Below are 25865 nucleotides of genomic sequence, written 5' to 3'. Positions count from 1 at the left end.
TATCCTTGTGTGAAAATCAATTAAAAATCTTGCTTCAAAGCGCGCAATGCGCGTTTAAGCAACGCAAAAATTGAGAATCCAAGCGCATATAGCCACAAATACGGGCAAATAATAACCTCATAGAGACTAAAAAGATAAATATTTGCAAAATCTGCCTCCAAAAGAGGGGGCAAAAGTTGAAAAGATTCTAAACAAAATGCAAGTGTATATAGCCCAAGACTTAGGCAAAGGAGTTTGAGCGCAAACCTATCAATGCACGCAACACAGAAAATAACAATTAATACAACCACGCCTTGAGCTAAAATCGATAAATGCGCCAAATCAAAAGACAAGAGATTAAGCGCACCAAGATAGAGCAACGCGCCAAAAAGTGCGAATAAAAAAAGCGTTTGAGGCTTAAGCGAATAGTTCAAAAAAGAGAATGTAAGTCCAAAGCTTTTCAAAAGAAACACTATCAATAAAAGTGTGCAAAACACGCTCGGCGCACCAAAAAATGAATAAATCAAAGCATTTGTGCTAAAGCCCTCAACCAATGGCACAAAACTTAGCGCAAAAAATAGCACCACAAACGCAAGGCGCGCTAACTTATGCCTAAAAAGCACTTGCGACAAAAACACCAAAACCCCTAAATTCAACACACCAACGCCAAACATCACTTATCCTACATCACTCATATAGTGGTATTCTATGATTTGCATAAAATCCTCCTTTTGTAGCAAATCATCATCTAGCATATCTTGCTGGGATTGTGGATTTTGGGAATCCACAAAATTTTGGGAATCTTGCTGCACATTTTGGGACTTGATAAACGAAAAATCGTGCGCGGATTCTATTTCTTGTAGAGATTCTCGACTTTGTCGGATAAGCTCAAAAATGCTATCTAGCGGGATTACAGAATATTTTATCTGCGTTCTATCATAGGTGTAGGTAATGTAAAGATTTTGAGAATCTAAACTTGCAGACGGATAGCTCACCTCGCCATCTTTGAGTGCATCAATTGTCATCAATCGCTCAAAAATCCCCTTCTCAGCATCGCGCAAGTAAAAAAGGCTAATGCTCGCGCGCGGATGGATTCTCACTTTTTCATAAAAGAGGTCATACATTGAAAGCAATGGATTACTAAGCCCATCATTGTGAATTAAGAGCACCTCACTTTTTGGCTCTTGTGTCTGCTGTGATTCTTGTGATTGCTTATTTTGAGGTTGTGATTTTTTAGAATCTTTTTGTGCTTTTTTTGGATTCTTCGGCGAGGTCTTTGGTGGATTCTGTGGCAATGCAAGCAACACACTTGAGCTATCAAAGTTTTGAATATTGCTCTTGCTCGGCGCTTCCCAAGTATTGCCAAAATCTTTGCATTTTTGCAAAAAGGCTTTATTCTCATATCCTCGGTGGATTCTAAACATTGCAAGGCACTCGCTTTCATTAAGCGCAATAATACTTGGCTGAAGCTGGGATTTTAAAGAATTAAGACGTTTTGTAAAAAGCAGTTTAGAATCTGCGTCAAAAAACGCTACAAGCGGATATTTATTTGCTAACTCGTGATAGAGCGGAAGCATAAAGCCGCCATTTTCTAGCGCAATCGGAGGTGTGCGCACAAGATGAGAAAAGTTCAAAAACATACCCAAATGGAGCTCGCCCTTGTATTGCAACTCCTCTAAACCCTCATCAAAGAGGAATTGATACACCTTACTTGTTGCCCAGCCACCGAGACTAACGCCAACGACAAACATATGCACACGATTAAGAGAATCCCTAAACGCAATAGGATTGCCTAGTTTTTTGATAAATTTCCCGCTTAGGCGCGAGAGCGTAAGCGCATCTAAAATCACCCTAGGCTCGCTCCAATGTATGCTTCCTTTAGGCAAAAAGCTTTGGTAAATTTTCACATCACGCGCACCTTCCCTGCTCCCGGCAAAAAACAACACCATAAGACGAGAATCCAAATCAACCAAAGTGCTTGCGTGCGCGGATTTTTCAAAGTTTGGGATAAGCGAGTAAGTGTTAGATTCAAAAAAATTAAGCTGGGAAATATCGCTACCTGTGGGAACGTCGATTTGTCGCGTGAGATTATATTTGGATTGAAAATCTGATTCTAAAAGTGCAGAATCTAGCGGGGAATACATAGTAACAAAGGGTGCATTATTCACTTCAAAGCCACTTTCACGCAAGCGCAAATAGCTCCCAACGCCCACAAAGAACACACATAAAACAAATAAAACAATCTTTTGCTTCATTCGCCCAAAAACCTTGTAATCTTAAAACTTCGCAAACTTCGCAATACGCTCGATTCCGTGTGTTATCTCATCAATAGAACACGCAAATGAAAAACGCACATAACCATCTTTGCCAAACGCACAGCCGGGCACAAGTGCCACGCCCTCATTCTCAAGCAGTTCCTTGCAAAATTGCATAGAATCCCCGCCAAAACGCGGTAAGCCTGAAATATTAACAAACAAATAAAACGCACCCTGTGGCTTTAACACGCTAAATCCCGGAAGTGTGTTAAAAAGCTTAAACGCAGATTCCATTCTGTCTTTAAACGCTAGGCGCATTTCCTCAATATCCGCATCACACTCACCATTAAGCGCAACAATACTTGCTTTTTGCGCGATAGAATTGACATTTGAAGTGCATTGACTTTGCAAATTATTCATATATTTCAACAACTGCTTATCCTTGCACGCAAGATACCCAACGCGCCAGCCAGTCATCGCCACAGCCTTGCTAAGCCCATTTACCACGATGCTACGCTCTAGCATATCCGCGCTAAGCGAGCCAATGGAACACATCTGTGCGTCATACACAAGCTTTTCATAAATCTCATCGCTCACAACCCACACATCACTTCCTTTGAGAATCGTTGCAATCTCTTCTAATTCTTCCTTTGAATACACCATTCCCGTGGGATTTGAAGGCGAGTTTAGCACGAGAATCTTAGTTTTTGACGTGAGAGAATCTTTCAACTGCTTTGGCGTGATTTTAAAATTTGTGCTCTCATCAGTTTGCAAAATCACACTTTTTGCCCCGCAGTAAGTAGCAAGCTCTGGGTAACTCACCCAAAATGGCGCAGGGATAATAACTTCATCGCCGTTATTTAGCAATGCTTGGAAAATATTAAAAAGTGAATGCTTCGCGCCATTGCTCACAAGAATCTCATTTGGTGCATAGGACAAGCCATTTTCGCGCTCCAACTTCCCGCTTATTGCTTTGAGCAATTCCGGAATCCCAGCAACCGCAGTATAATGCGTAAAACCGCTATTAAGCGCGCGCACGGCTTCATCGCGCACGGCTTGAGGTGTGTCAAAATCTGGCTCCCCAGCAGAGAAGCTCAAAATGTCTTTCCCCTGCGCCTTTAGCTCACGCGCCAAAGAACTTATCGCGATAGTCGCAGACTCACTTAAAAGTTCCACTCTAGAGGCATACACCTTCTTTTTCATTGCCTACTCCGTAATGAATTTTTGGATTTGTGCGTGCGATTGTATTACAAGTTTTCTTTTATTAACTTTATTTAAGAGTTTGTATTTCCGTAACTTTTCCAATGAAAACCTAAGAGATTTTTTTCCAAAAAAGCTTCAAAAAGTAGAAAAACTTATTATACAATGAATAAGTATTTTGGGGGCGAATATTTAAGATTTTGCGTTTTTAAGGAGAATACGATGAAAGAAAAATTCAAACATTACAAACACGCTAAAAAGATTACAGAATCCACACCTGAACTTTTGGAGTTTTTTGAAAAAGAATGCATACGCTTAAATGATTTGGTGACTTATGCTAATCTCGGACATTTAAAGCAATACGCAAATAATCGCGATTTGGGTTTTTATGTCGTAGTGAAAGGGACGGAAGGTTTGCGCATTGGCTCGTATTTTGAAAAAGAAACCTTGCGTAAAATGCACGCTTACTATGTGCAAAGAGGCTTTAAAAGTAAGAATCTAGAAGTCGTGTGGAAGGCTCTAGAGGGTATGTATGAAAAATAATAAAGCCTCAATTTAGATTCTTACGCGCGCTTGACTTAGATTCCCTTTTTGGCTACAATCCGCGCCTCCTTGAGAAATTACCAAAAGAGGGATTTCAGGGCTTATGGGGTTGAAAAGAATTTCGACAGGAGTCAAAAAAGCTAAGTGCATGTGAGCTGGCACGCTCTAAAACTGCCATTTTTTAAAATTAAACGCAAACAATACAAATTACGCTCCAGCTTATGCAAAGGTAGCATAAGTTTAACTACTCTTTAGGAGCCGACTAAGATAGAATTCCTAGCGTTTTATCATTAGTCGTAACGCGGCTAGGTGCTTGGCTGTATCACCTCGCACAGACAAAAAGACAAATGGGGTTGCTTATCTAGAGCGGAGTTTGGAGATTTACTTGCTAGATAAAAAGATTAAAAAAATCTTGTCTAAACATGTAGATTCTTAGGGGATTTGATTTTTGGACTGGGGTTTGATTCCCCACAACTCCACCAATTGTGCTAATTTACTTAAGACACATACTTCCGCATTTTTAAATCAATAAGCTCTTGCAGGTTTTCTAAAATCTTTGTTTTTAAATTTTATTACCATACTTTGGCTTGCAATTTTGACTTGCACCACTGATTTTGCAGAATCTGCTAGCTTATCCCAACCTTTAAAAATACGCTAAAATACCAAAAAACAAAACACACAAAAGGAAAAAGATGGATTTTGTTATGCTTTTTGCCGTGGGGTTTGTCGGGGCGATTACGCCCGGACCTGATATTTTGCTTGTTATGCATAATTCCTTGCGCTTTGGTGGGCTAGCTGGAATCCGCGCGCTGTGTGGTATCGCTACTGGATGGATGCTATTTTTAGGCATTATTTATTTTGGCTTTGCAAATGTGTTTAAAGGCGCACTCGCACAAATTCTCATTGGTTTTGCTGGGGGGCTGTATCTGCTTTATATCGCCTTTATGCTTTATAAAAAGCCACCTTCTGACACGCAAACAGATTCCCACCAAGCTGCAGGCTTTTTCAAAGCTTTACTTATCAATTTAAGCAATCCAAAGGCTATACTCTTTTTTGGCGTTATCATAACGCCATTTATGGATACAAATTTGCGCCTAAGTCTTATCGTGCTTTTTATAAGCCTTCTTAGCGCATTTTTGGTGGTGATTTTTGCTTCTATCTTTTGCAAGAGATATCTTAATGACAAAACTTTCGCGCTGATAGACAAAATATGTAGCGTGCTGTTTTTTGTCTTTGCGCTCTCCTTGCTTTATCGCAGCACAAAACTTACTCTTGAGATTCTCTAAAAGCGCAAATGCACACGCTCACATATTCCCTTAAGCATTTAAAAGCTAAGATTGCGTTTATTTGAAGGAGAAAACAATGGGAAATTTCAAGTTTCTAAGATTCTTTGAATCTGTCTATCTTTTGCTAGTTGGTGTGGGCATAGGTGCGATTATCACCTGTGTATTTAGCGCGTCTGTGGTGTTCCACGCTGGGGATATTTTGAATATGCCATCTTTGACAAATGCTGAAAGCGGCAAGCTTATGGGAGGTATTTTTGCGAAAATAAATTATGTCTTCTTGATTATTGCTGTGGCTATTATAGTTTTTGAATTACTCGGTATGCGTATTTTCCGCACTTCAACGCTCCTTACAGGTTTGAGTGGTGGCATTAGCGTGATTATGATTTTACTTTTTGTGCTTTATTACACGCCAGCAATTCTTGGGGCGAGAAACTTTAACGCACCAGAATTTCAGTCAATCCACTTCCAAAGCGAGCTTTGCTTTAAGATTCTCTTTGTAAGCCTTATCGTGCTTTTTATAAGCAAATGCCTAAAAATTGCACGATAATTTTTAGAATTTATTTTTTCATTGCTTCCGAGCTAGCTTTTAAGCGCTTTTAGAAGTGTGGCGGAAGTGTTTTCAAGCGTTTTCACGCAATTAACAATATGCTCTGAATTCTCCTGTGTAATTGGTCGTGTAATATCTTCTAGTGCCTCACTGCAAGGGCGCAACAAATCCTCTTTAAAGCGCGCAACCTCATTGCGTGAAATACGTTTGTCAAAAATATTTGCCATACTCGCATCATCTACAAGCAAGGAAATTGGCGCAAGCGTGTCTGCCTGTATCGCGCGCTGTGTGTTTAGACTCTCATAAATTTTAGATTTAAAAGAAATATGATCAAGTTTTGTAATAGAAAGCACAAGCCCCTCAGCAAGCTGTGAAAAAATACTTTCAAGCGAAGTGCTATTTGTATCCACGCGACCAAAGACTTCGTTAAATGCTGTAATCTTAGATTCTGAATCTTGGGCGATTTGGCTTACCTGCTGGCTACCATCTTGGATAGCTTGTATCTCGTCTTGCATAATTTGCATAGAAACAGAAATTTGGTTTGTGGCTTGCTGTGTTTTTTCTGCTAGCTTTCTCACTTCATCAGCCACCACCGCAAAACCCCTGCCGTGCTCGCCTGCACGCGCTGCTTCAATCGCGGCATTGAGCGCGAGTAAATTTGTCTGTGTGGCAATGTCGCTAATCATACTCACCACATTATCAATATCCTTTGACTTTTGCACAAAGCCTTCAACAAGAGCGTTGTTGTTTTCTATCAATTCCGAAAGGCGCTGGATAGAGCCCACAAGAATGCTTGCGGTCTCCTTGCTTTCTTTAGAGGAATTGCGGATTTCGTGGATATTTAGATTTACTTTCTTCATAAATGAAATATCTTCATTAAGCTCGCCGGCAATCTCGCTAAGATTATGCGTTTGATGGTTAAGGTTTAAATTCATAAGATTTTTTGAAAGTGCGTTTGTAACGCTTTGCTTGGCGTTTTGCTCGATTTTTTCAAGGGCGTGATTGAGATTTATAATATTTTGTGCAAATGTCCCCTCAAGCCCACGCTTTAGTGCGTAGCGGAAATACTCACCCCTTTGCGAACATTCAATAGCAGTTTGCGTCTCGCGCAAAAAGGCTTCGAGATGGTCGATAAAGCTATTTAGATTCTTACAAATATCTACAAGCACGCCTGTGCCTTTGATATGCAGAATCCTGCCTTCAAACTTTCCTTGCGCGTATTGCACACTGACATTTTTTAGAGAATCCAGCAAATACAAATCTTTGCGTGCTAGCACAAAACGCACAAATATGATAAGAGCCACCGCGCCAAAAAGCGCGCACGCCCACCACAAGCCTAAAACAGCACTTACAATACCCCCGATTACACCAATGCCTACAAGCACAATATCAAACAATACATTTCGCATTTAACTATTCCTTTGTAGTTCGAAAACAAGTTGGTTATAGGTTTTTTGGGAATCCTGACAGACTTTATCAAGGAAAAGCATACCTGCTTGCACGGATTGGGAGTGCTCAATGGCGAGCATTTGCTGATAGAGTGGCTCGATAATACCAAGTGCCTTGGGATTTGGCTTCCTGCGCACAGAATAATAACCTATAATATTGCCCTGCGCGTCAATGGAGGGTGTCACATTTGCAAACACCCAATAACACCTGCCATCTTTAGCGCGATTTTTCACAAAGCCAAAAAATTCCTTACCTGCCTGAATATAGTCCCATAAAAGTTTAAATGCTGCCTTAGGCATATCCTTATGACGCACTATATTGTGAGGTTTATAAAGAAGTTCATCTTCGCAATAACCACTATATTTGTAGAAGTCTTGATTGCAGTAAGTAATGAAACCTTTGAGGTCGGTTTTTGAAGTAATAAGCGCATTCTCATCTAGCTCTATCGAATCAATGTCCTGCATGTTGCTATCCCTTAGTGTAAAATTGTCATGCATAAGACCCCTAAAGCACGGACATCAATTTCTGCCGAACATTTAAGAATCTAGGTCTCATTAAGAAAGGTTTTTAATGCTTTGAAATATATGTGAATATTACCCTCTCCTTCATTCTTTTATTTATATCTATGTCTTTTATCATTTGCATAAAATCTTACACAAACTCAATAATTGCCATTTGAGAAGCATCGCCACGGCGTAATCTTGTGCGCTGGATTCTCGTATAGCCACCTTTGCGCTCTTTATATTTTGGCGCGATCTCAGCAATAAGCTTTTTGGTCGCTGCTTTGTCTTGCAAATGTGCAAATACAAAGCGATGTGTGTTTAAATCCTCCACACGCGCGCTACTCACAAGCTTTTCAATATAGCTTTGAAGCTCCTTGGCTTTAAAAACACTTGTTTCGATTTTTTCATATGTAATGAGTGCAATACTTAGATTCTTAAGCAATGCCTTTCTGTGTGAAGAAGTCCTGCCTAACTTCCTATACCCGTGATTATGTCTCATTTTTTCTCCCTTATGCTTTAAGTTTAGCCAGTCTGCGATTAAAAAGTGCGCTCACTTCATCGCTTAGCTCACTGCCAATAGGGTAGCCTAACTCTTGGAGTTTTTCGGCAATCTCATCATAAGATTTTTTACCCATATTCTTAATGTTTTTAATATCATTTTCCTGCATAGCAGGCGCTACCAACTCACCGATAAATTTTAGTCCCGCTCTATCAAGACAATTAAAGCAACGCGCACTCAAATTTAGAGAATCTAGCGGTGTGAAAAGCACTTTAAGCTCGCCACTATCATCATTGCTATGATTTGGCGCGGAAACCTCATTCAAATCCACGCCAAAAACACTCATTTGCTTATACATTACTGCAATCGCATCTCTAAACGCGTCAATTGGCTTAATTTGCCCATCAGTTTCAATATCAAATACGAGCTTTTCAAAGTTTGGATTATCTTCCAAAAGCACATTGCTAATCTCATACACCACTTTTTTTACAGGTGTGAAATACGCATCTAGTGGAATATAACCTTCCGCTGTTTCACCTCTAATTGTCTCGCTTGGCACATAGCCGATACCTTTTTTCACAATAAGTGAAAAATCAAGGCTAAAGTTCTCATTAATCGTTGCAAGATATATATCAGGATTCACGATATCGCTTGTCTCATTTGTCAAATCCTTGCCACTAAGCACCATAGGACCTTTGAAAGAATAGCTAAGCTCCACGCTTGAATCATTTGCCTTGTCTTTTATATTGAAGCGAATGTTTTTAAGGTTTGTAATAAACTGCGCCACATCTTCAATGATACCGCGAATAGAATCAAACTCATGACTCACACCATCAATTTTCAATGCAACAGCCGCATAGCCCACAGAGCTTGAAAGCAATAAGCGACGCAAAGGATGCGCAAAAGTGATTGCATATCCAGATTCAAAAGGTGAAACTGCAATTGTAATACGATTAGGACCTACCTCGAGCACATCGATATTCTCGGGAATATAAGGCTCTGTTTTAATTACTTTCATCTCTTACCACCTTTTAATTATTATTTAGAATACAACTCAACAATGAGCCTTTCTTCAATCGGAATAACCACCTCTTCTCTTTGTGGAAATCTCGTGAAAATTCCAAATATCTTGTCCTTATCAATATCTACCCAAGGCACAATTCCGGTTTGCGCTGTAAGCTCAAGCGCGCGTAAAATTTGCGGATTCTTTTTGCTTTTTTCACGCACTTCGATTTTTTGCCCTGCACGCACAGAATACGAAGGAATATCCACCCTCTTGCCATCGACTAAAATATGCCCATGTGTCACAAGCTGGCGTGCAAAGCGTCTTGTGCTTGCAAATCCCATACGATAAACGACATTATCAAGGCGAGATTCTATAAGGCGGATAAGGTTTTCTCCTGTGTTGCCTTCTAGTCTGTTTGCCTCTTTAAAAAGCGTGCGGAATTGCTTTTCGCTTGTGCCATACATTGCTTTTGCTTTTTGCTTTTCTGCAAGCTGCAAGCCATATTCTGAAACTTTTCCGCGTCTTTGTCCGTGTTGTCCGGGTCCATAGGGGCGCTTATCAAGTGCGCTTTTACCAACTAATCGGCGCTCACCTTTTAATGCCAAGGATACGCCAAAGCGTCTTTCTAATTTTTCAACAGGTCCTCTATATCTTGCCATTGATTTCCTCCCTTACACTCTTCTTCTTTTTGGTGGTCTGCAACCATTATGAGGTAATGGTGTTGTATCTTTTAACCATAAAACCTTGATTCCCTCAATCGCACCAACGCTTTTAACCGCTGTTTCACGCCCACTGCCTGGACCCTGAACCTTGATTCCAACTTCCTTGACACCGTGCTCTTTTGCTTTCATCAAAGCAGATTCAACAGCTTGCTGTGCTGCATAAGGAGTGGATTTTTTACTTCCTTTAAATCCTAATCCGCCCGCTGTCGCCCAGCAGATTACATTTCCAGCTTCATCAGTTACCGTTACATTTGTGTTGTTGAACGAAGCAGAAATACACACGATGCCTCTAGCAATATTCTTTTTTACAACTCGTTTTTTTGTTACATTGCGTTTTGCCATAAGTTACTCCTTACTTACTTCCGACCGTTTTTTTCTTGCCCTTGCGCGTGCGGGCGTTATTCTTAGTCGTCTGACCGCGGACGGGTAAGCCCTTCCTATGGCGCAAACCACGATAACTTCCTAAATCCATCAACGCCTTAATATCCATCGTTACTTTCTTGCGCAAGTCTCCCTCGACCATATAACTTTCTTGGATCTTCTTTGCAATTGAAGAAACTTCATCCTCGCTGAGATCATTAACTCGCTTATCAAAAGAGATATTTACAGATTTAAGTATGTCTCTTGAACTCTTAAGCCCAATCCCATAAATATAGGTGAGCGCATACTCTACTCTTTTCTTTTTTGGCAAATCTACACCAGCAATTCTCGCCATTTTCTATCCTTGTCTTTGTTTGTGTTTTGGGGTTGAGCAAATCACTCTCACCACGCCTTTGCGTTTAATGATTTTACATTTATCGCACATTTTCTTGACCGAAGGTCTCACTTTCATACCTACTCCTTTGCTTTGATTGTTGCTAGAATCTTGAAATAAAAGTGCGAATTCTACGCAATCAATCATTAAAAGCTACTTAGATTCCGTAAATTTTAAGAATCCAGCAGTAAAAATTCTTTTTACGAAAATTCTTACGGCTACATTCTCGCTTATTTAGCTTTGTTGTCGCAATGTGCACACTATTTGTTGCGATAAATAATGCGTCCTTTATCAAGGCTATAAGGTGTGAGCTCAATTCTTACCTTATCGCCGAGCAAGATTTTAATATAATTCATACGCATTTTCCCTGCAATCCTGCAAAGCACAATATGCCCATTTTCAAGCTGCACGCGAAAAGTCGCATTCGGCAATGTCTCAATCACCTTCCCATCAACTTCTATCACATCATCTTTTGCCATTTACACCTCCGTTAGTATCTCTGCTCGCCCATTAATCACTGCGATAGTGTGCTCATAATGACTTCCATTAAGCCCATCTACTGAAACCACTGACCATTTATCATTGAGAATCTTAGGTTCGCCACTTTTTTGGCAAATCATAGGCTCAATGCAAAACACCATACCATCGCGGATTTTAGAACCCTGCTTGGGATTTGAAGATTCTAAATAATTAGGAATCTCTGGCTCCTCGTGCGGTGCGCGCCCTATGCCGTGTCCGCAAAAGCCTCTTAAAGGGACAAATCCCGCTTGCAAAATCGAATCTTCAAGCACCTTACTAAGCTCTTTGAAATGCATATTGCTTTTTATGGTGCTAATGGCTGTTTCAAGCGCATTTTTAGAGCAAGCAATAAGCTTTTCATCTTGCTTACCAATCGCCCCTATACCAAAAGTCACCGCACCATCGCCATACCAGCCATTGTACTCTGTGCCAATATCTACGCCTACAATATCCCCGCTTTTAAGCTTGTAGTCCGTTGGGATTCCGTGGATTATAACCTCATTTACTGAAATGCACGCCGCATTTGGGAATCCATACAACCCCTTAAATGCAGGGCGCGCGCCAAGCGAACGGATAGAATCTTCAATAAGAGAATCTAGCTCCAAAAGGCTCATACCCTCTTTTGCGCTTTTTTGTGCTAAAGCTAAAGTCTGCGCGACTATTTTATTTGGCAAGCGCAAAGCTTGTATTTCTTTGGGGTTTCTAATACTAATCGCCATAGACTCTCTATAATCCCACCGCGCTAAGCGTTTTGTATTTATTCATATAAACTTGCGCCTCAATTTTACGCATTGTATCAATCGCCACTTGCACCACGATAAGCGCGGCTGTCCCACCAAAAGCAAATTGTTGCAAGCCTGTGAGTTTGATGATAATCCAAGGCAAAGTCGTCACAAGCGCAAGATATAGCGAACCCCAAAAAGTAAGATTGCTCGCTACGCCATTAAGAAAACTTGCGGTATTTTCGCCCGGACGCATTCCGGGGATAAAGCCACCTTGTCGCTTGAGATTATCCGCAATGTCTTTTGCATTAAAAGCAATTGATGAGTAAAAATATGCAAAGAAAATCACAAGTAAAAACATAAGTGCATTAAACACATATCCATGCGGGCTTAGCACATCTGCAATCGCGCGCACCACTTCATTTGAAGAGGCTTGCAAAAGCGTAGAAGGAAACACCAAAATCGCGGAAGCAAAAATGGGTGGAATCACCCCGCTAAGGTTGATTTTAATCGGAATGTAATTCATAATGCGTTTATTTTGATTTTGCATAATCACCTTACGCGCATAAGAAATCTGCACACGGCGCTCGCTAAGCTCGACAATAATAATAGCTAGCACGGTGAGAATTACCACCACAAAAAGTCCAAGGAACACAAGAATGCTAATTTGATCTGTACTTACCAAATCAAATACATTACCAATCACTGATGGAATCCCAGAAACAATACCCGCAAAAATAATAAGACTGATGCCATTTCCTACGCCTCTTTGCGTGATTTGCTCACCTATCCACATAAGCAACATTGTGCCTGCAAGCATCGAAACAACCGCCACACACACAAAAGTAGGCAAATCAATCACCACCGCGCCTTTTCCACCATCTTGCACGCTACCAAGTCCGATACTCACGCTGACTGCTTGAATAATCGTAATAACAATAGTTGCATAGCGGATAATTTGCATATATTTTTGCATACCATCGCGCTCTTTTTTCATCTTTGCAAGTCCGGGAAAAGTCGCAGAGAGTAATTCCATAATAATAGAAGCTGTAATATAGGGCATAATGCCAAGTGAAATAATACTAAAACGCTCAACTGCGCTTCCACTAAACATATTAAACAAGCCAAGCACGCCATCGGAATATTGATTGACGATGCTTTTAATAACCTCAACATCAACACCAGGCGTGGTGATATGAGCTAAGATTCTATATGCAAATAAAAAAGCAAGAGTGATAAGAATCTTACTTACAATAGCTCTATTCATTGAGCGCTTCCACTAGTTTTGATTGCTTCATCTTTAATCCTAGAGGTTAAGCTTTTTGCTTTTGTGCCAATAAGTTTCACCTTGCCAATATACAAAGGAATACTGAAATGTTCTCGTAAAGATTCCATAGTGATTTCTTGTAGAGAATCTAATACCTTAGCTTTATCTGTATTGATAACATAAGGCTTTGCAACCTTAGAAGTAAAACCCACTTTTGGCAAACGGCGCTGTAATGGCTGCTGTCCGCCTTCAAATCCTCTTTTTGCTTTATAGCCTGTGCGCGCTGTTTGCCCCTTACCACCGCGAGTAGAGGTTTTACCCATACCACTACCTTGACCGCGCCCTACTCTTTTGATGTCTTTTACGCTACCTTGTGCTGGCTTAATTTTCTCTAACGCCATAATTTACTCCTCTATTCAACTTTACGCTTTAATCTTTGAAAGGGCATCAACGGTCGCGCGCACGATATTATAAGGATTGTTTGAGCCAAGAGATTTTGTCAAAATATCCTTAATCCCTGCAAGCTCGACAACTGATCTTGCTGAACCACCAGCGATAACTCCTGTCCCCTCGCTTGCTGGTTTTAACAAGATTTTGCTTGCATTATATTTGCATTCAATATCATGTGCGATTGTCGTGCCTTTTACATTAACTTTGATAATGTTTTTAAATGCATCATCAATTGCTTTTTTAATCGCATCTGGCACTTCTTTTGCCTTGCCCAAGCCAAAACCAATAAGCCCATTTTTATTTCCAACTACCACAAGGGCATTAAACCTAAAACGGCGCCCGCCTTTGACAACCTTTGTAACCCTACCAATATTTACAACAACTTCGCTAAATTCTTCTCTATTAATTTCCATAGCTTTCCTTTAAATTACAGCACAATGCCGTTTTCTCGTAAAGTTTCTGCAAATGTCGCAACAACACCATGATACAAATAGCCATTTCTGTCAAACACTGCTTTAGAAATGCCGAGCTTTTGCAATTTGAGCGCAAAATCTTTGGCGATTTTTTTCACATCTTCCTTGTTGTTTCCAACGCCTAATTGCTTGCCATCACTTGCGGCAAGAGTATTAGATTCTGTATCGTTGATAGCTTGTGCGTAAAAATAGCGATTTGAGCGAAATACACTCACTCTAGGCATTTCCGCGCTGCCATAGATTCTGCTTCCATACACTTTACCACGCGTTCGTAGCTTGCGCTTTGCGCGCAAAAGTTTTTTTCTCTCTTGTATGTTTTCTCTCATCATTCACACCTTATTTTTTAGAAGTTTTTCCGGCTTTGCGGATAATGACTTCATCGCTGTATTTGATACCCTTGCCTTTGTATGGCTCTGGTGGTCTAAATTTTCTAATTTCAGCAGCGATTTGCCCCACTTGTTGCTTATTGCTTCCCTTGATAGTGATGATATTTTTTTCTACGCTCATTTCAATGCCTTGAGGGATTGGATACACTACAGGGTGAGAAAATCCAAGCGAAAGCTCGAGATTCTTACCATTTATATTTGCTTTGTAACCCACGCCATTAATCTCGAGATTTTTTACAAATCCTTCGCTTAAGCCGACAACAATGTTGTTTGCCAGCGCACGATATGTACCCCAATATGCGCGAGATTGTGGTGTATCATCGCTTTTTGCAAAGCAAATACTATTGTCTTTTATCTCAATACCCACACGCCCAAAAGTTTCTAGCTCTTGTTGAGATTTTGCACCTTTGAAAGTGAGTTTGCCTCCTTGCAAGCTTACTTCTACGCCTTTTGGAATAGCAATAGGTCTTTTTCCAACTCTTGACATACAATCCTCCTACCAAATACTGCAAAGTGCTTCGCCACCGACATTAGCCTTGTATGCCTCATCGTTTGCAATCACACCTTTGCTTGTGCTAACTACGATTGTGCCGTAGCCATTCTTAAAGCGTTTTAGCTCGTTATGCCCCTTATACACGCGCCTTCCGGGTGTGCTAATACGCTTAATCTCGCTAATAACACTCTTTCCTTGCTCATCATACTCAAGCTGCACATTAATAGACTGCTTGCCGTCTTTATCAATCACTTGATAATCTTTTACAAAACCTTTAGCCTTAAAGACTTCTAAGATTGAAACCACGATTTTTGCATAATACAAAGTTGTGGAATCTAAGCGTCTCATTGAAGCATTGCGGATTCTAGTTAGAGAATCTGCGATAATATCATTCACCATACCCTACTCCTTACCAGCTTGCTTTTCTAAGTCCGGGGATTAGCCCTTCATTGCCCATTTTTCTAAGGCATACGCGACAAAGTCCAAAATCTCTATATACAGAATGTGGTCTGCCACACACTTGACATCTTGTGTATGCCCTTGCGCTAAATTTCGCTTTTCTTTTAGCCTTTGCTATCATTGATTTTTTTGCCATATTATCTTCCTTTTGCAAAAGGCATACCAAAAAGCTCAAGCAATCTGAATGCCTCTTTGTCGCTATTAGTTGAAGTTACAATCGTAATATTCATACCATGAGTTACCATAATGTCATCATATACGACTTCTGGGAACATAAGCTGTTCATTTAGTCCAAAGCTATAATTACCGCGCCCATCAAAGCCATTGCGCTTAATCCCGCGGAAGTCTTTCACCCTAGGCAAAGCAATAACAATGAGTTTTTCCAAAAAGTTATACATCATATTTCCACGAAGTGTAACTTTCACACCCATAGGCATTCCCTCGCGCATTTTGAATCCCGCGACAGATTTTTTTGCCTTTGTGATGATAGCTCTTTGCCCTGCAATAAGCGAAATAGTATCAGCGATATTTTGCATAACCTTTGCGTCTTTTGCATAATCGCCAGCACCCACACTAATAACGATTTTTTCTAATTTTGGCACAAGCATTGCGTTACTAACACCCAAATCTTTTTTGAGATTCTCAAAAATTTCCTCTTTGTATTTTTTTCTTAGCGCAAACATTACTTATCTCCCTCTACTTTTGCTACATTAGAAATACTCATCGGCATTTCTTTTGTAATAAAGCCACCTTTGGGATCTTTATCACTTGGCTTGATTGCTTTTTTTGCAAGCTTTAAGCCTTCCACAACTACTTGCCCTTTTTTAGGAAGCACTTGCAACACCTTGCCACTCTTGCCTTTATCATCACCGGCAATAACCTTAACCATATCGCCTTTTTTGATTTTATACTTTATCACTATAACACCTCCGGAGCTAACGATACAATTTTCATAAAGTTCGCGTATCGCACTTCTCTACTTACAGGACCAAAAATCCTCGTGCCTATCGGCTCTCTCTTCGCGTCAAGTATAACAGCTGCATTTTCATCAAAGCGCACAAGCGAGCCATTTTCTCTATGAATCTCTTTTTTCGTGCGCACGATGACAGCCTTTACAACCTGACCTTTTTTTACTTTTCCATTTGGGATAGCCTTTTTGACAGATGCTACAATCACATCGCCCACGCGCGCATAGCGTCTGTGGCTACCGCCAAGTACCTTAATACACATAAGTTCTTTAGCACCACTATTATCAGCTACGCTCAATCTTGTAAAACTCTGTATCATAGCTCCACTCCTTTAGTAATAATTTCTTTCAGGGTAAAAGCTTTGCGTTTTGATATTGGCTTGCACTCGATAGCACTTATCACATCTCCCACTTTTGTGGTATTTTGCTCATCGTGGATCGTGTATTTTTTAAAGCGCTTTACAATCTTGTGGTATTTTGGATGCACCACCTTACGCTCAACCAACATCACAACGCTCTTATCCCCAGCCTTGCTTACGATACGACCTTGAATTACTCTTTTATGTGCTTGTTTTTCACTCATTTTGTATCCTTTTTAGCATTTAAGGCAGTATTAATTCTAGCGATGTCTTTACGCACTACACGCAATTCGCTAGAATTCGTTAGTTGCATTGTCTTAAGCTTAAGCCTAGTTTCAAATAGCAACGACTTTTTCTCTTTGAGCAACTTTTGCAACTCGGCAATGTCCTTATCTTTTAACTCAGTAAATTTCATTTTCACTCTCGCTCATTATGATTTTTGTTTTAAATGGGAGTTTGCTCTGCGCCAAAGCCAACGCCTCACGCGCTAGATTCTCCTCAATCCCTATCATTTCATAAATTACACGACCGGGCTTAATATTCATCACCCATTTTTCAACGCCACCTTTACCCTTACCCATTCTCACTTCCAAAGGCTTCGCCGTCAAAGGCTTGTCGGGGAATACACGAATCCACACTTTACCTGCCCTTTTGATATGGCGAGTCATCGCGATACGCGCAGATTCTATTTGTCGAGAATCTATGCGTCCGTGTTCTAAGGCTTTAATCCCAATATCACCAAAAGCCAAACTCGCACCGCGGAAAGACTTCCCGCGATTGCGCCCTTTCATTTGTTTTCTGTATTTTGTCTTTTTTGGCATCAACATGATTTATTGCCTCCCTCTTCTTGATCTAGTGCGCTCACTTCTTTCTTCGCTTTTATTTTCTCTGCTCTCGCGCTCGCCTCTCTCTCTAATATCTCTAGCTTCACGCTCCTGTGCGATACCTTTTTGCAAAACCTCACCTTTGAAAATCCACACTTTCACGCCAATGATTCCATAAGTTGTCATTGCCTCTGCAAAACCATAGTCGATTTTCGCGCGCAACGTATGAAGCGGCACGCGCCCTTCCATATACCATTCTGTTCTTGCCATTTCAGCACCAGCCAAGCGTCCAGAAACTTTCACTTTAATACCTTTTGCGCCATTTTTAAGCGCTGTTTGCATAACTTTTTTCATCGCACGGCGAAAAGCCACACGCTTTTCAAGCTGTGTAGCAACATTTTCTGCTGCAAGCTGTGCATTTGTTTGCGGACGCTTTGCTTCTTTGATATTGATTGAAACATCTTTTTGCACGAGTTTCCTAAGAGATTCCTTGTGTTTATCAATATCCACACCCTTTTTACCAATGATAAGTCCGGGTTTTGATGCAATCACGGTTACACGCACTTTGTGAGCTGCACGCTCAATGATAATATCACTCACACCTGCATAATACATCTCACTTTTTAAGAATTTGCGAATCTTGTAATCTTCCAAAATATTAGAAGGTGTTACCTGCGTGGAAGGAAACCAACGCGAAGACCAATTTTTGTTTATTCCTAATCTTAGACCTATTGGATTAACTTTTTGACCCATAACTATTTACCCTCACCTTCTGATTTTTTGCTTGCCTGTGCTTTTGTGCTTTTTGGCTTTACCACACCTACCGTTTTTGTGCTTTTGGTAGCCTTTGGAGCTTTTGGCTTGGATTCTATAGAATCTTTTGAAGCAACTTTAGAATCTACTTTGCTCTCTATCTTTTTAGTCGCTTGCTTTTTGGAATCTACTTTTTGCGTCTTTTGCTCTTGCTTCTTGCTACCCACTTCGACAAAAATATGCGAAGTGGGTTTGTGGATAGGCGTAGCACGACCTTTTGCACGCGGCGTGAATCTGCGTAACACAGGACCCGCATCAACACGGCATGAAAGCACAACAACTTCTTGCGCATCATAACTTCCATTTGCTACAGCTGAAGCGATGACCTTTGCAATCACTCTTGCCGCCTTATTTGGTGTAAATTCCAAGCTTGCCAACGCAAGCTCGGCATTCATACCCTGCACTTCCCTAGCTATCAGGCGTGCCTTAGTCGGAGAAAGCCTAATATGTCGTAATAATGCCTTACTCATTTTTTTATCCCTTACTTACCGATTTTCTTTTGGACACTGCCTTTGTGTCCTTTAAAAGTTCTTGTAGGAGCAAATTCCCCAAGCTTATAGCCGACATGATTCTCTGTAACATACACTGGCACAAACGCACGCCCATTATGCACATTGAAAGTAAAACCTATCATATCAGGGAGAATCGTGCTTCTTCTTGACCAAGTTTTAATAGGCTTATTATCTTTAGAATCTTTGGCTTTCAGCACCTTTTTTAACAAACACGCGTCAATAAATGGACCTTTTTTGATTGATCTTGACATTGCTTTTCCTTACTTTTTCTTTCTTGAAATAATGAGCTTATCGCTTGCTTTTTTCTTGCGAGTTTTAAAGCCCTTAGCTGGAATGCCCCAAGGTGATACAGGGTGTCCGCTTGAACCGGTTTTACCTTCACCACCACCATGTGGATGATCTACGGGGTTCATCGCACTTCCGCGTGTTTGTGGGCGGATACCACGATGACGATTGCGCCCAGCTTTACCAATAGAGATATTGATAAAATCTTCATTTCCCACAACGCCGATTGTCGCCATACACTCTTCTAAAATATAGCGCATCTCACCACTTGGCACTCTTAGGATAATATATTTGCCCTCGCGCCCCATAATCTGCGCACTCGCACCTGCACTTCTAGCAAGCTGTCCGCCCGCGCCGGGGTGCATTTCGATATTATGCACAATTGTTCCAATAGGAATTGCTTTGAGCTTCATTGCAAAGCCAACTTTAATATCTAGTCCAGATTCTGCTGCAAGCACCACATCACCCACTTTCAAGCCAGAAGGCTGGATAATATAGCGCTTTTCACCATCAGGATAATGGATAAGGGCTATCCTGCAATTTCTATACGGATCATACTCAATTGCTGCTACCTTGCCTTGTATGCCAAATTTATTGCGCTTAAAGTCAATGATTCTATAAAGCTTTTTTGCTCCACCTTCTTTGTGGCGACTTGTAATGCGTCCATTATTATTGCGCCCAGAACTTACTGCAATTTTGGTTAGCAAACCACGCACGCTCGCTTTTGCAGTGATGTCTTTTGAGCTTAAAACGCTCATAAAGCGTCTGCTAGGCGTATAGGGCTTGTAAGTTTTAATTGCCATTTTTCACTCCTTCTCACACTGATAGCGCATCAATTTTTGCGCCCTCAGGAACTTTTACATAGAATTTTTTAAACGAAGCCCTTTTGCCTTCCTTGCCTCTAAAACGCTTTGTTTTACCATCTTGCCTAAGAGAATTAATTTTCAAAGGCACAAAGCCAAAATACTCTTTAAATACCGCCTTAAGCTGGTTTTTGCTTACCCCACTTGCGGTTTGCACAACAATCACCCCATTTTCCTGTAAAGAAAGAGATTTCTCTGTGTAAAGGATTGCTTTGATATCTGTAATGTCTGCCATAACGCCTCCTTATGCTTGCTTAGGCGCTTTTTGAGTTATCTCATCAAAAACAGCCTTTTCTATTACCACACAGCGGAATACTGCTACCAAATACGCATTCAATTCATTAGAATCTACAAGCCCACACTCTCTTAAATTGCGATACGCTAGGAAAGTTGGCTCATCGCTAAAATGCGAAACAAAAAGCACATTTTTTTCATTAAAAGCTTTAAACTTCGTATATGCGTCTTTTGTCTTTCCGCTGGCCACAGCCACAGAATCCACAACAAAAAGCTTTCCAGTTTCTGCTTTTTGTGCGAGCGCACACTCTAGAGCTAGGCGTTTTTGCTTTTTATTGATTTTAAGCTCATAGTTCCTTTTGCTAGGACCATGTGCCACACCACCACCTACGAATACAGGCGAAGTGATACTTCCCGCTCTTGCGCGTCCGCCACCTTTTTGTGCCCATGGTTTTTTACCGCCACCGCTTACCTCTCCACGCTTTTTTGCTTGCGCAGTATTTGAGCGCAATGACGCCAAATATGACTTTATATAAAGGTAGAGATTATGCTCATTTACCTCTGCATATTCTTTAGGAAGCTCGATTTCACTGCTCTTTTTTAGATTTGCATCTAATACAATTGCTTTGCTCATTGACTTTAACCCCTCGTTTTCTTAACTATTTGGTAATTTTGATTTTGCCATACGCACCATTGTAGCCCGCCACAGAACCTTTAAGCACCAAAACATTACTTTCTTTATCAAAAGAAAGCACATCGTTTTTTAGATTCACTTGCTCATTGCCATAATGTCCAGCCATTTTTTTGCCCGGCTGTACACGACCCGGCCATTCGCGGTTGCCGATAGAACCCAATCTTCTATGAAATCTACTACCATGCGCAGCAGGACCACCTTGAAAATTCCATCTTTTCATCGCGCCACTAAAACCGCGCCCTTTTGTATTAAAAATGCTCTTTACGCTTTTTGCCTCACTAAGCGCTTCTAGGCTCAAATCGCCTTGCTCTTTATTGGCAACCTCAAGTGTTACGAATGTATTAAATTCTTTGCTTAGGTTATATTTTTTCTGAATCCCAGCAATTGGCTTATTAAGTGTTTTTCCCTTAGAATAAGCAACAAGCGCTTTTCCATTCTCATACACCTCGCACACTTTGGCATTTAGCACACGCAACAAAGTTACCGCTTCGCTTTTCACGCCTATCGTGCGACTCATACCGATTTTTTCAACGATAAATTCCATAACTCAGTCCTTAAACTTAACTAAAATTGCTTATTTGCTCATAGAAGTGACTTCTACATCAACTTCAGGAGCCAAATCAAGCTTCATAAGGCTATCAACGGTATCAGGCGTAGCAGACATAATATCTATGATGCGGTGATGCACCCTAATCTCAAACTGCTCGCGAGAATCCTTGTTGATATGCGGAGACTTAAGCACCGTGTAGCGTCGCTTTTTAGTCGGAAGAGGAATCGGTCCTCTAATCTCACTACCAGTGCGCTTTACAGCCTCTACTATTGCAGCCACAGAACGATCCAAAACCCTATGATCATAGGCTTTGAGTTTTAGTCTAATCTTTTCCATATAATCTATCCTTTTCATTAAAGAACCCATTGCGATGCAATGTATTTTCAAAGCGCGCAATTATAGTAAAAAATGATTTTTTTAGCAATACTTTTCCCACATTTTCGCGTTTTTATTAAAAATTTATTTCCTTTTAATAAGGATATTTTTCTATAAAAATTCTGTAATTCTCAGCGGGATTTCCTGTATAATCGCAAAACTTCTTGTTTTTAATAATTAAGACAAGAACATCACAAAACAAAATTAAAGGAGTTTTTAATGTTAGCAAAATCACTCGCGACATTTATTTACAAGCAAATTCTTTCCTCCAAGACACGATTTGGCTTTAGAATATTTTCCAAACTTCGTGCAGTATTCTTGCGATTTAATGACCCTGTCATTACATTAGAGTTTCGCGGATTCACACTTAGCATGCCTCTTTCACACACACTTTTCATTAATCAAAAGCTTTATCCAAATTACGATACGCAACTCCACAAAATCGCTTTATACATTCAAAGCAAAACAGGCAAGCTTAAAATGATTGACATCGGTGCAAATATTGGGGATACTGCTGTTTTGACAAATACCACATATGCAGATTTTTTGTTAATTGAGGGAGAAAAAAGCTATTTTAATCTATTGAGAGAAAATATCTCTAGGCATTATGCAAAAATCCTTAAAGAGCAACAAGGGGGGGGGGATAAGGATAGAAAATTGTTTTATAACTGATTTGGAAGGCGCATACAATATCAACCTTGCTCAAGGTAGCGGACGCTTAGAAAAAATCACCCCTACAAATTCAGAATCTACACACCACGAAGATTTCTCAAATACCAAAAACAACAGCAATCCTCTTACTTTCAAAACGCTTGATTGCATTGTGTTGAAACATCACTTTGAACCAAATTTTATCAAAATCGATACCGATGGCTTTGATTTTAAGGTGCTTCGTAGCGCACAACAAACACTTAAAGAATCTCAAAGCCTTGTTTTGTTTGAATGGGATATGTTTCACCTACAAGCTCAAAATGAAGATCCTTTAAGTATTTTTAGCTACTTAGAATCCTTAGGCTACCATAAAGCACTAATTTTTGATAATTTTGGCACACCACTTTGCGTGGCAAAACTCTCTGATATCCAAAATCTTAAGTTACTTTTAGACTACACTTTATACAGCGATAAAAACATCTATTACTATGATGTGCTACTTTTCCCGGAAAATAGCCCTTTTGAACCTTATGAATGTGCGAAATTTATCAACTCCACACCAGATTCTTAAATTGCAAAATATCTCTTTAAGATTCCCTCCTCCAACCCAAATCCCAAATAATTCCTCAATAGCCTTAAATTAAGGGTTAGAGGATTGCAATATTTTTGCGCTTTAAAAAATTAAATTTTTCTGAAAATATTGCAATCTTTGCGCTATAATATGCGCTGAAATCATTTTACAAATAACACAAACAAAAAAAAGGAAAGTCTATGCGTATTTTAATTATAGAAGACGACTCTGCGCTTAACAAATCATTAAGCGAAGTGTTAAACACAAATGGTTATCAGACCGATGTGGCTGAAAATCTCAAAGACGGGGAATACTATATTAGTATCCGAAATTATGACTTGGTTTTGAGCGAATGGTCTTTGAGCGATGGCTCTGGACTTGACATCATCACACAAATCAAGGAAAAATCTCCGCGCACACCTGTAGTCATCATTTCATCAAAAAACGATCCCGAACGCGAAATTCAAGCGTTTAAATATGGTGCTGATGACTTTGTGGCAAAACCGCTCAATCTTAAGGTTTTGCTTGTGCGTATGGAGGCACGCTTGAAATTTTGGGGTTCAAGTGTGATTGAAATTGAAGAGCTTACTATCAATCCTGATGAGGAAAAAATCACCTACAAAGGACAGGAAATCGAGGTAAAAGGCAAGCCATTTGAAGTGCTTACGCATTTAGCGCGCCACAGGGACCAAATCGTTTCAAAAGAGCAGTTGCTTGATGCGATTTGGGAAGAACCGGAGCTTGTAACGCCAAATGTGATTGAAGTTGCGATTAATCAAATCCGCCAAAAAATGGACAAACCTCTAGGTATCGCTACAATTGAAACCGTGCGTCGTAGAGGGTATAGATTCTGCTATCCAAAAGCTCCAACAGAAAACTAAGAAGTTTGTAATTTTTCTTTAAGGCTAAGGCGTGTATAATTGCGCCCGCCTCTTTATAGACCTATGCAATGGAAATTCTAGGCAACGCTTCAGGGTGGGAACACAGCAGAGCACCTCGTCTTTTTGTGTGCCGTAGCAATCTGTAAGGGGGTTTCACCTTTCACAAACCGGATTCTAAAATTCCGCCAAATACGACAGAATCTTGCAATCTCATAAATTCAAAAAAACTATAAAATATACACGCAAAGCAGAATTTAACTCCCGCAAAGATAACACAAATCAACAGAGTAGATTTTAAAATTCCAAAAACACCCCCCTCCTCCAATAAAATGCCCTTTGCAAAACAAATACGCAAATCACATAGAATCTTCAACAAGCGCTCAAACACAAGTCACTCATACAAATAAAAATAAATCGCCTCGATTTCTTTGTCTGTCAGATAATAATTTGGCATTACACCTATTTTTTGAGAATCTAGCGCTTTACGAAAAATACTAAATTCCAAATTCTTAATTGAAGGCGCACTCAACGATTTTGCCTTTCCTTTATATATGTAGCTTGCGATGATCCCGCCCTCGCCATTTGCACCATGGCATTTATCACAGCCTATGCCACGCGGATTTTTGTAGAGATTTTTTCCATAATCCTTAAAGCTTATAAAGCCCTCAAACTCTTCTTCCTTGCTACTTAAAATATCTAGCGCAGAATCCACAAAATCCCCAGATTCTACGCTTTGAGAATCTATCGCCTCCACATCGTCACTTTGCGCATTTTGCTCGCTAGATTCTGCATTTTGTGCTAGAATCTGCGTGCAAAAAAGAACCGCGCAAAATAAAAATTTATACATAATTTTGCACATACACACCGCCAAAAAGTATTTTTGAAATGTAATCATAGTATAATACAAATTTTATTCCAAAGCAAAAAAGGGGCAAAGTGGAACTCTTAAATGGCAAAGATCTAGCGCAAAATATAGAATCTCAAATCATCGCCGAGCTGAAAAAACAAGATTTAAAACCCTCTTTGGCAGTGATTTTGGTAGGCGATGATCCCGCGAGCAGGGCGTATGTGAATATGAAACAAAAGGCGTGTGAAAGAGTTGGCTTTGTGTCTTTGAAGTTTGAATTACCCACAACTTGCACGCAGGAGGAGATTCTCTCTCTTACTCAAAAGCTCAATAATGATGCAAGCGTGCATGGAATCTTGGTGCAACTTCCCCTGCCAAAGCATATTGATACTTCTAAAATCCTAGAATCTATCGCACCACAAAAAGATGTCGATGGCTTCCACCCCTACAATGTCGGACGTTTGCGTTTGGGGCTAGAGTGCTTTTGCCCTGCCACGCCACTTGGAGTTATGAATCTTTTAGCACATTATAAAATCGAGGTGCGCGGGAAAAATGTCGCCATCATCGGCGCTAGTAATATCGTAGGCAAACCACTTGCAGCACTTATGCTAAACGCTGGCGCAACGCCTAGCCTTTGCCATATTCTAACACGCGATATTAGTAGCTACACACGCGAAGCAGATATTGTGTGTGTGGGCGTTGGCAAGCCAAATCTACTCAATGCAGAGATGATAAAGCAAGGCACGATAGTTATAGATATTGGCATCAATCGCTTGGAAAATGGACGCTTAGTGGGTGATGTGGATTTTGAACCTGTCAGTAAAAAATGCAGTTTCATCACGCCAGTGCCCGGCGGTGTAGGTCCGATGACAATCGCTACACTTTTGCAAAACACGCTCAAAGCCGCGAAAAATTTTCACAAATAAA

The 25865-nt window shown here is 40.3% G+C and carries 41 protein-coding genes, 2 other RNA genes and 1 pseudogene; 9 read left to right on the top strand and 35 right to left on the bottom strand.

What is annotated here, in order from left to right; genetic code table 11:
- Positions 1-20: 20 nt before the first annotated feature.
- The 3 genes from A3217_RS03355 to A3217_RS03345 are packed head-to-tail and all read right to left on the bottom strand — an operon-like array spanning position 21 to position 3437.
- Positions 21-653: a hypothetical protein gene (locus A3217_RS03355; protein ID WP_066387925.1), complete on the bottom strand. Its 633-nt coding sequence runs from the start codon at positions 651-653 to the stop codon at positions 21-23.
- Between the two features lie 3 nt (positions 654-656).
- A complete protein-coding gene (locus A3217_RS03350; protein ID WP_066387920.1) occupies positions 657-2234 on the bottom strand; it encodes a sialidase family protein in 1578 nt (525 codons plus the stop codon).
- Positions 2235-2255: 21 nt separating this feature from the next.
- Positions 2256-3437 carry a pyridoxal phosphate-dependent aminotransferase gene (locus A3217_RS03345; RefSeq protein ID WP_066387917.1) on the bottom strand — a complete coding sequence of 394 codons (1182 nt, stop codon included), beginning with the start codon at positions 3435-3437 and terminating at the stop codon, positions 2256-2258.
- 219 nt (positions 3438-3656) lie between these two features.
- Here A3217_RS03345 and A3217_RS03340 point away from each other — a divergent pair, with 219 nt between their 5' ends.
- From A3217_RS03340 to A3217_RS03325, 4 genes are all read left to right on the top strand, one after another.
- Complete coding sequence (locus A3217_RS03340) at positions 3657-3977, top strand: hypothetical protein (RefSeq protein WP_066387914.1); 321 nt, start codon at positions 3657-3659, stop codon at positions 3975-3977.
- A gap of 105 nt (positions 3978-4082) precedes the next feature.
- Positions 4083-4459, top strand: a transfer-messenger RNA (tmRNA) gene (ssrA, locus tag A3217_RS03335).
- Between the two features lie 210 nt (positions 4460-4669).
- Positions 4670-5263, top strand: coding sequence for a LysE family translocator (locus A3217_RS03330; RefSeq protein ID WP_066387913.1), 594 nt, complete (start codon positions 4670-4672; stop codon positions 5261-5263).
- A 76-nt stretch (positions 5264-5339) separates the two neighbouring features.
- Complete coding sequence (locus A3217_RS03325) at positions 5340-5810, top strand: DUF4149 domain-containing protein (protein ID WP_066387910.1); 471 nt, start codon at positions 5340-5342, stop codon at positions 5808-5810.
- Between the two features lie 32 nt (positions 5811-5842).
- Here A3217_RS03325 and A3217_RS03320 read toward each other — a convergent pair whose 3' ends face one another.
- The 31 genes and pseudogenes from A3217_RS03320 to rpsJ form a co-directional block, all read right to left on the bottom strand.
- Positions 5843-7219 (bottom strand): methyl-accepting chemotaxis protein, encoded by a 1377-nt coding sequence (locus tag A3217_RS03320; protein WP_066387908.1) that lies wholly within the window; start codon positions 7217-7219, stop codon positions 5843-5845.
- On the bottom strand, positions 7220-7723 hold the full coding sequence (locus A3217_RS03315; RefSeq protein ID WP_066389705.1) for a PAS domain-containing protein: 504 nt from the start codon (positions 7721-7723) through the stop codon (positions 7220-7222). It abuts the gene before it with no gap.
- 187 nt (positions 7724-7910) lie between these two features.
- Positions 7911-8261 (bottom strand): 50S ribosomal protein L17, encoded by a 351-nt coding sequence (gene rplQ, locus A3217_RS03310; protein WP_066387905.1) that lies wholly within the window; start codon positions 8259-8261, stop codon positions 7911-7913.
- A 10-nt stretch (positions 8262-8271) separates the two neighbouring features.
- Positions 8272-9279 (bottom strand): DNA-directed RNA polymerase subunit alpha, encoded by a 1008-nt coding sequence (locus A3217_RS03305; protein WP_066387903.1) that lies wholly within the window; start codon positions 9277-9279, stop codon positions 8272-8274.
- 20 nt (positions 9280-9299) lie between these two features.
- Positions 9300-9926 carry a 30S ribosomal protein S4 gene (gene rpsD, locus A3217_RS03300; RefSeq protein ID WP_066387900.1) on the bottom strand — a complete coding sequence of 209 codons (627 nt, stop codon included), beginning with the start codon at positions 9924-9926 and terminating at the stop codon, positions 9300-9302.
- 12 nt (positions 9927-9938) lie between these two features.
- Positions 9939-10331 (bottom strand): 30S ribosomal protein S11, encoded by a 393-nt coding sequence (rpsK, locus tag A3217_RS03295; protein ID WP_066387898.1) that lies wholly within the window; start codon positions 10329-10331, stop codon positions 9939-9941.
- A 10-nt stretch (positions 10332-10341) separates the two neighbouring features.
- On the bottom strand, positions 10342-10704 hold the full coding sequence (gene rpsM / locus A3217_RS03290; protein WP_066387892.1) for a 30S ribosomal protein S13: 363 nt from the start codon (positions 10702-10704) through the stop codon (positions 10342-10344).
- Between the two features lie 3 nt (positions 10705-10707).
- Positions 10708-10821 (bottom strand): 50S ribosomal protein L36, encoded by a 114-nt coding sequence (gene rpmJ / locus A3217_RS03285; protein WP_023927895.1) that lies wholly within the window; start codon positions 10819-10821, stop codon positions 10708-10710.
- A 182-nt stretch (positions 10822-11003) separates the two neighbouring features.
- On the bottom strand, positions 11004-11222 hold the full coding sequence (infA, locus tag A3217_RS03280; RefSeq protein WP_066387891.1) for a translation initiation factor IF-1: 219 nt from the start codon (positions 11220-11222) through the stop codon (positions 11004-11006).
- A complete protein-coding gene (gene map / locus A3217_RS03275) occupies positions 11223-11981 on the bottom strand; it encodes a type I methionyl aminopeptidase (RefSeq protein WP_066387890.1) in 759 nt (252 codons plus the stop codon). It abuts the gene before it with no gap.
- 7 nt (positions 11982-11988) lie between these two features.
- Positions 11989-13251: a preprotein translocase subunit SecY gene (gene secY, locus A3217_RS03270; protein WP_066387888.1), complete on the bottom strand. Its 1263-nt coding sequence runs from the start codon at positions 13249-13251 to the stop codon at positions 11989-11991.
- Entirely contained in the window at positions 13248-13652 is a 405-nt protein-coding gene (rplO, locus tag A3217_RS03265) for a 50S ribosomal protein L15 (RefSeq protein WP_066387884.1), read from the bottom strand. Before rplO ends, secY begins: the two co-directional genes overlap by 4 nt.
- A gap of 21 nt (positions 13653-13673) precedes the next feature.
- Positions 13674-14114 carry a 30S ribosomal protein S5 gene (gene rpsE / locus A3217_RS03260; protein WP_066387883.1) on the bottom strand — a complete coding sequence of 147 codons (441 nt, stop codon included), beginning with the start codon at positions 14112-14114 and terminating at the stop codon, positions 13674-13676.
- Positions 14115-14128: 14 nt separating this feature from the next.
- Positions 14129-14500 carry a 50S ribosomal protein L18 gene (rplR, locus tag A3217_RS03255; RefSeq protein WP_066387876.1) on the bottom strand — a complete coding sequence of 124 codons (372 nt, stop codon included), beginning with the start codon at positions 14498-14500 and terminating at the stop codon, positions 14129-14131.
- 10 nt (positions 14501-14510) lie between these two features.
- Positions 14511-15047, bottom strand: coding sequence for a 50S ribosomal protein L6 (rplF, locus tag A3217_RS03250; RefSeq protein WP_066387872.1), 537 nt, complete (start codon positions 15045-15047; stop codon positions 14511-14513).
- 9 nt (positions 15048-15056) lie between these two features.
- Positions 15057-15452: a 30S ribosomal protein S8 gene (rpsH, locus tag A3217_RS03245; RefSeq protein ID WP_066387871.1), complete on the bottom strand. Its 396-nt coding sequence runs from the start codon at positions 15450-15452 to the stop codon at positions 15057-15059.
- Positions 15453-15462: 10 nt separating this feature from the next.
- A complete protein-coding gene (locus A3217_RS03240) occupies positions 15463-15648 on the bottom strand; it encodes a type Z 30S ribosomal protein S14 (protein WP_066387869.1) in 186 nt (61 codons plus the stop codon).
- A 1-nt stretch (position 15649) separates the two neighbouring features.
- Positions 15650-16195 (bottom strand): 50S ribosomal protein L5, encoded by a 546-nt coding sequence (gene rplE / locus A3217_RS03235; protein ID WP_066387866.1) that lies wholly within the window; start codon positions 16193-16195, stop codon positions 15650-15652.
- Positions 16195-16434: a 50S ribosomal protein L24 gene (gene rplX, locus A3217_RS03230; RefSeq protein WP_115574890.1), complete on the bottom strand. Its 240-nt coding sequence runs from the start codon at positions 16432-16434 to the stop codon at positions 16195-16197. Before rplX ends, rplE begins: the two co-directional genes overlap by 1 nt.
- Positions 16431-16799, bottom strand: a complete 369-nt coding sequence (gene rplN / locus A3217_RS03225; RefSeq protein ID WP_066387863.1) for a 50S ribosomal protein L14 — start codon at positions 16797-16799, stop codon at positions 16431-16433. Before rplN ends, rplX begins: the two co-directional genes overlap by 4 nt.
- Positions 16796-17062, bottom strand: coding sequence for a 30S ribosomal protein S17 (rpsQ, locus tag A3217_RS03220; RefSeq protein ID WP_066387861.1), 267 nt, complete (start codon positions 17060-17062; stop codon positions 16796-16798). The genes rplN and rpsQ overlap by 4 nt, the downstream gene beginning before the upstream one ends.
- Positions 17059-17253: a 50S ribosomal protein L29 gene (gene rpmC / locus A3217_RS03215; RefSeq protein WP_066389704.1), complete on the bottom strand. Its 195-nt coding sequence runs from the start codon at positions 17251-17253 to the stop codon at positions 17059-17061. Before rpmC ends, rpsQ begins: the two co-directional genes overlap by 4 nt.
- Positions 17240-17665 (bottom strand): 50S ribosomal protein L16, encoded by a 426-nt coding sequence (gene rplP / locus A3217_RS03210; RefSeq protein WP_066387856.1) that lies wholly within the window; start codon positions 17663-17665, stop codon positions 17240-17242. The genes rpmC and rplP overlap by 14 nt, the downstream gene beginning before the upstream one ends.
- 3 nt (positions 17666-17668) lie before the next feature.
- Positions 17669-18415 carry a 30S ribosomal protein S3 gene (gene rpsC / locus A3217_RS03205; RefSeq protein ID WP_066387854.1) on the bottom strand — a complete coding sequence of 249 codons (747 nt, stop codon included), beginning with the start codon at positions 18413-18415 and terminating at the stop codon, positions 17669-17671.
- Positions 18416-18576: 161 nt separating this feature from the next.
- Positions 18577-18945: pseudogene (gene rplV / locus A3217_RS09330) on the bottom strand (50S ribosomal protein L22); the annotation flags it as partial.
- Between the two features lie 11 nt (positions 18946-18956).
- Positions 18957-19238 carry a 30S ribosomal protein S19 gene (rpsS, locus tag A3217_RS03195; protein WP_066387845.1) on the bottom strand — a complete coding sequence of 94 codons (282 nt, stop codon included), beginning with the start codon at positions 19236-19238 and terminating at the stop codon, positions 18957-18959.
- 9 nt (positions 19239-19247) lie between these two features.
- The gene (gene rplB / locus A3217_RS03190) at positions 19248-20075 is read right to left on the bottom strand and encodes a 50S ribosomal protein L2 (RefSeq protein WP_066387844.1); all 828 of its coding nucleotides are present in this window, start codon (positions 20073-20075) and stop codon (positions 19248-19250) included.
- 13 nt (positions 20076-20088) lie between these two features.
- Positions 20089-20370, bottom strand: a complete 282-nt coding sequence (locus A3217_RS03185) for a 50S ribosomal protein L23 (protein ID WP_066387842.1) — start codon at positions 20368-20370, stop codon at positions 20089-20091.
- A gap of 9 nt (positions 20371-20379) precedes the next feature.
- Positions 20380-21003: a 50S ribosomal protein L4 gene (gene rplD, locus A3217_RS03180; protein ID WP_066387839.1), complete on the bottom strand. Its 624-nt coding sequence runs from the start codon at positions 21001-21003 to the stop codon at positions 20380-20382.
- 25 nt (positions 21004-21028) lie between these two features.
- Positions 21029-21607, bottom strand: a complete 579-nt coding sequence (gene rplC, locus A3217_RS03175; protein ID WP_066387835.1) for a 50S ribosomal protein L3 — start codon at positions 21605-21607, stop codon at positions 21029-21031.
- A gap of 30 nt (positions 21608-21637) precedes the next feature.
- Positions 21638-21949: a 30S ribosomal protein S10 gene (rpsJ, locus tag A3217_RS03170; RefSeq protein WP_066387832.1), complete on the bottom strand. Its 312-nt coding sequence runs from the start codon at positions 21947-21949 to the stop codon at positions 21638-21640.
- Positions 21950-22207: 258 nt separating this feature from the next.
- On the opposite strand from rpsJ, the gene A3217_RS03165 reads away from it, so the two are divergent.
- The 4 genes from A3217_RS03165 (at position 22208) to ffs (ending at position 24241) form a co-directional block, all read left to right on the top strand.
- Complete coding sequence (locus tag A3217_RS03165) at positions 22208-22660, top strand: class I SAM-dependent methyltransferase (RefSeq protein ID WP_066387830.1); 453 nt, start codon at positions 22208-22210, stop codon at positions 22658-22660.
- Positions 22596-23210: an FkbM family methyltransferase gene (locus A3217_RS08755; RefSeq protein ID WP_082807859.1), complete on the top strand. Its 615-nt coding sequence runs from the start codon at positions 22596-22598 to the stop codon at positions 23208-23210. The genes A3217_RS03165 and A3217_RS08755 overlap by 65 nt, the downstream gene beginning before the upstream one ends.
- A 200-nt stretch (positions 23211-23410) precedes the next feature.
- Entirely contained in the window at positions 23411-24091 is a 681-nt protein-coding gene (gene hsrA, locus A3217_RS03155; protein WP_066387828.1) for a homeostatic response regulator transcription factor HsrA, read from the top strand.
- A gap of 52 nt (positions 24092-24143) precedes the next feature.
- Positions 24144-24241: signal recognition particle sRNA small type (gene ffs, locus A3217_RS03150), an RNA gene on the top strand.
- A 241-nt stretch (positions 24242-24482) separates the two neighbouring features.
- Here the strand turns inward: ffs and A3217_RS03140 are convergent.
- The gene (locus A3217_RS03140; RefSeq protein WP_335339531.1) at positions 24483-24950 is read right to left on the bottom strand and encodes a c-type cytochrome; all 468 of its coding nucleotides are present in this window, start codon (positions 24948-24950) and stop codon (positions 24483-24485) included.
- A gap of 77 nt (positions 24951-25027) precedes the next feature.
- Between A3217_RS03140 and folD the strand changes: the two genes are divergently transcribed.
- Positions 25028-25864, top strand: a complete 837-nt coding sequence (gene folD, locus A3217_RS03135; protein ID WP_066387825.1) for a bifunctional methylenetetrahydrofolate dehydrogenase/methenyltetrahydrofolate cyclohydrolase FolD — start codon at positions 25028-25030, stop codon at positions 25862-25864.
- The last annotated feature ends 1 nt before the right edge of the window (position 25865 follow it).

Source organism: Helicobacter himalayensis, assembly GCF_001602095.1.
Lineage (GTDB): Bacteria > Campylobacterota > Campylobacteria > Campylobacterales > Helicobacteraceae > Helicobacter_F > Helicobacter_F himalayensis.
The sequence above is the reverse complement of the archived record's forward strand: the minus strand, read 5'-3'. Positions and strand labels throughout refer to the sequence as shown.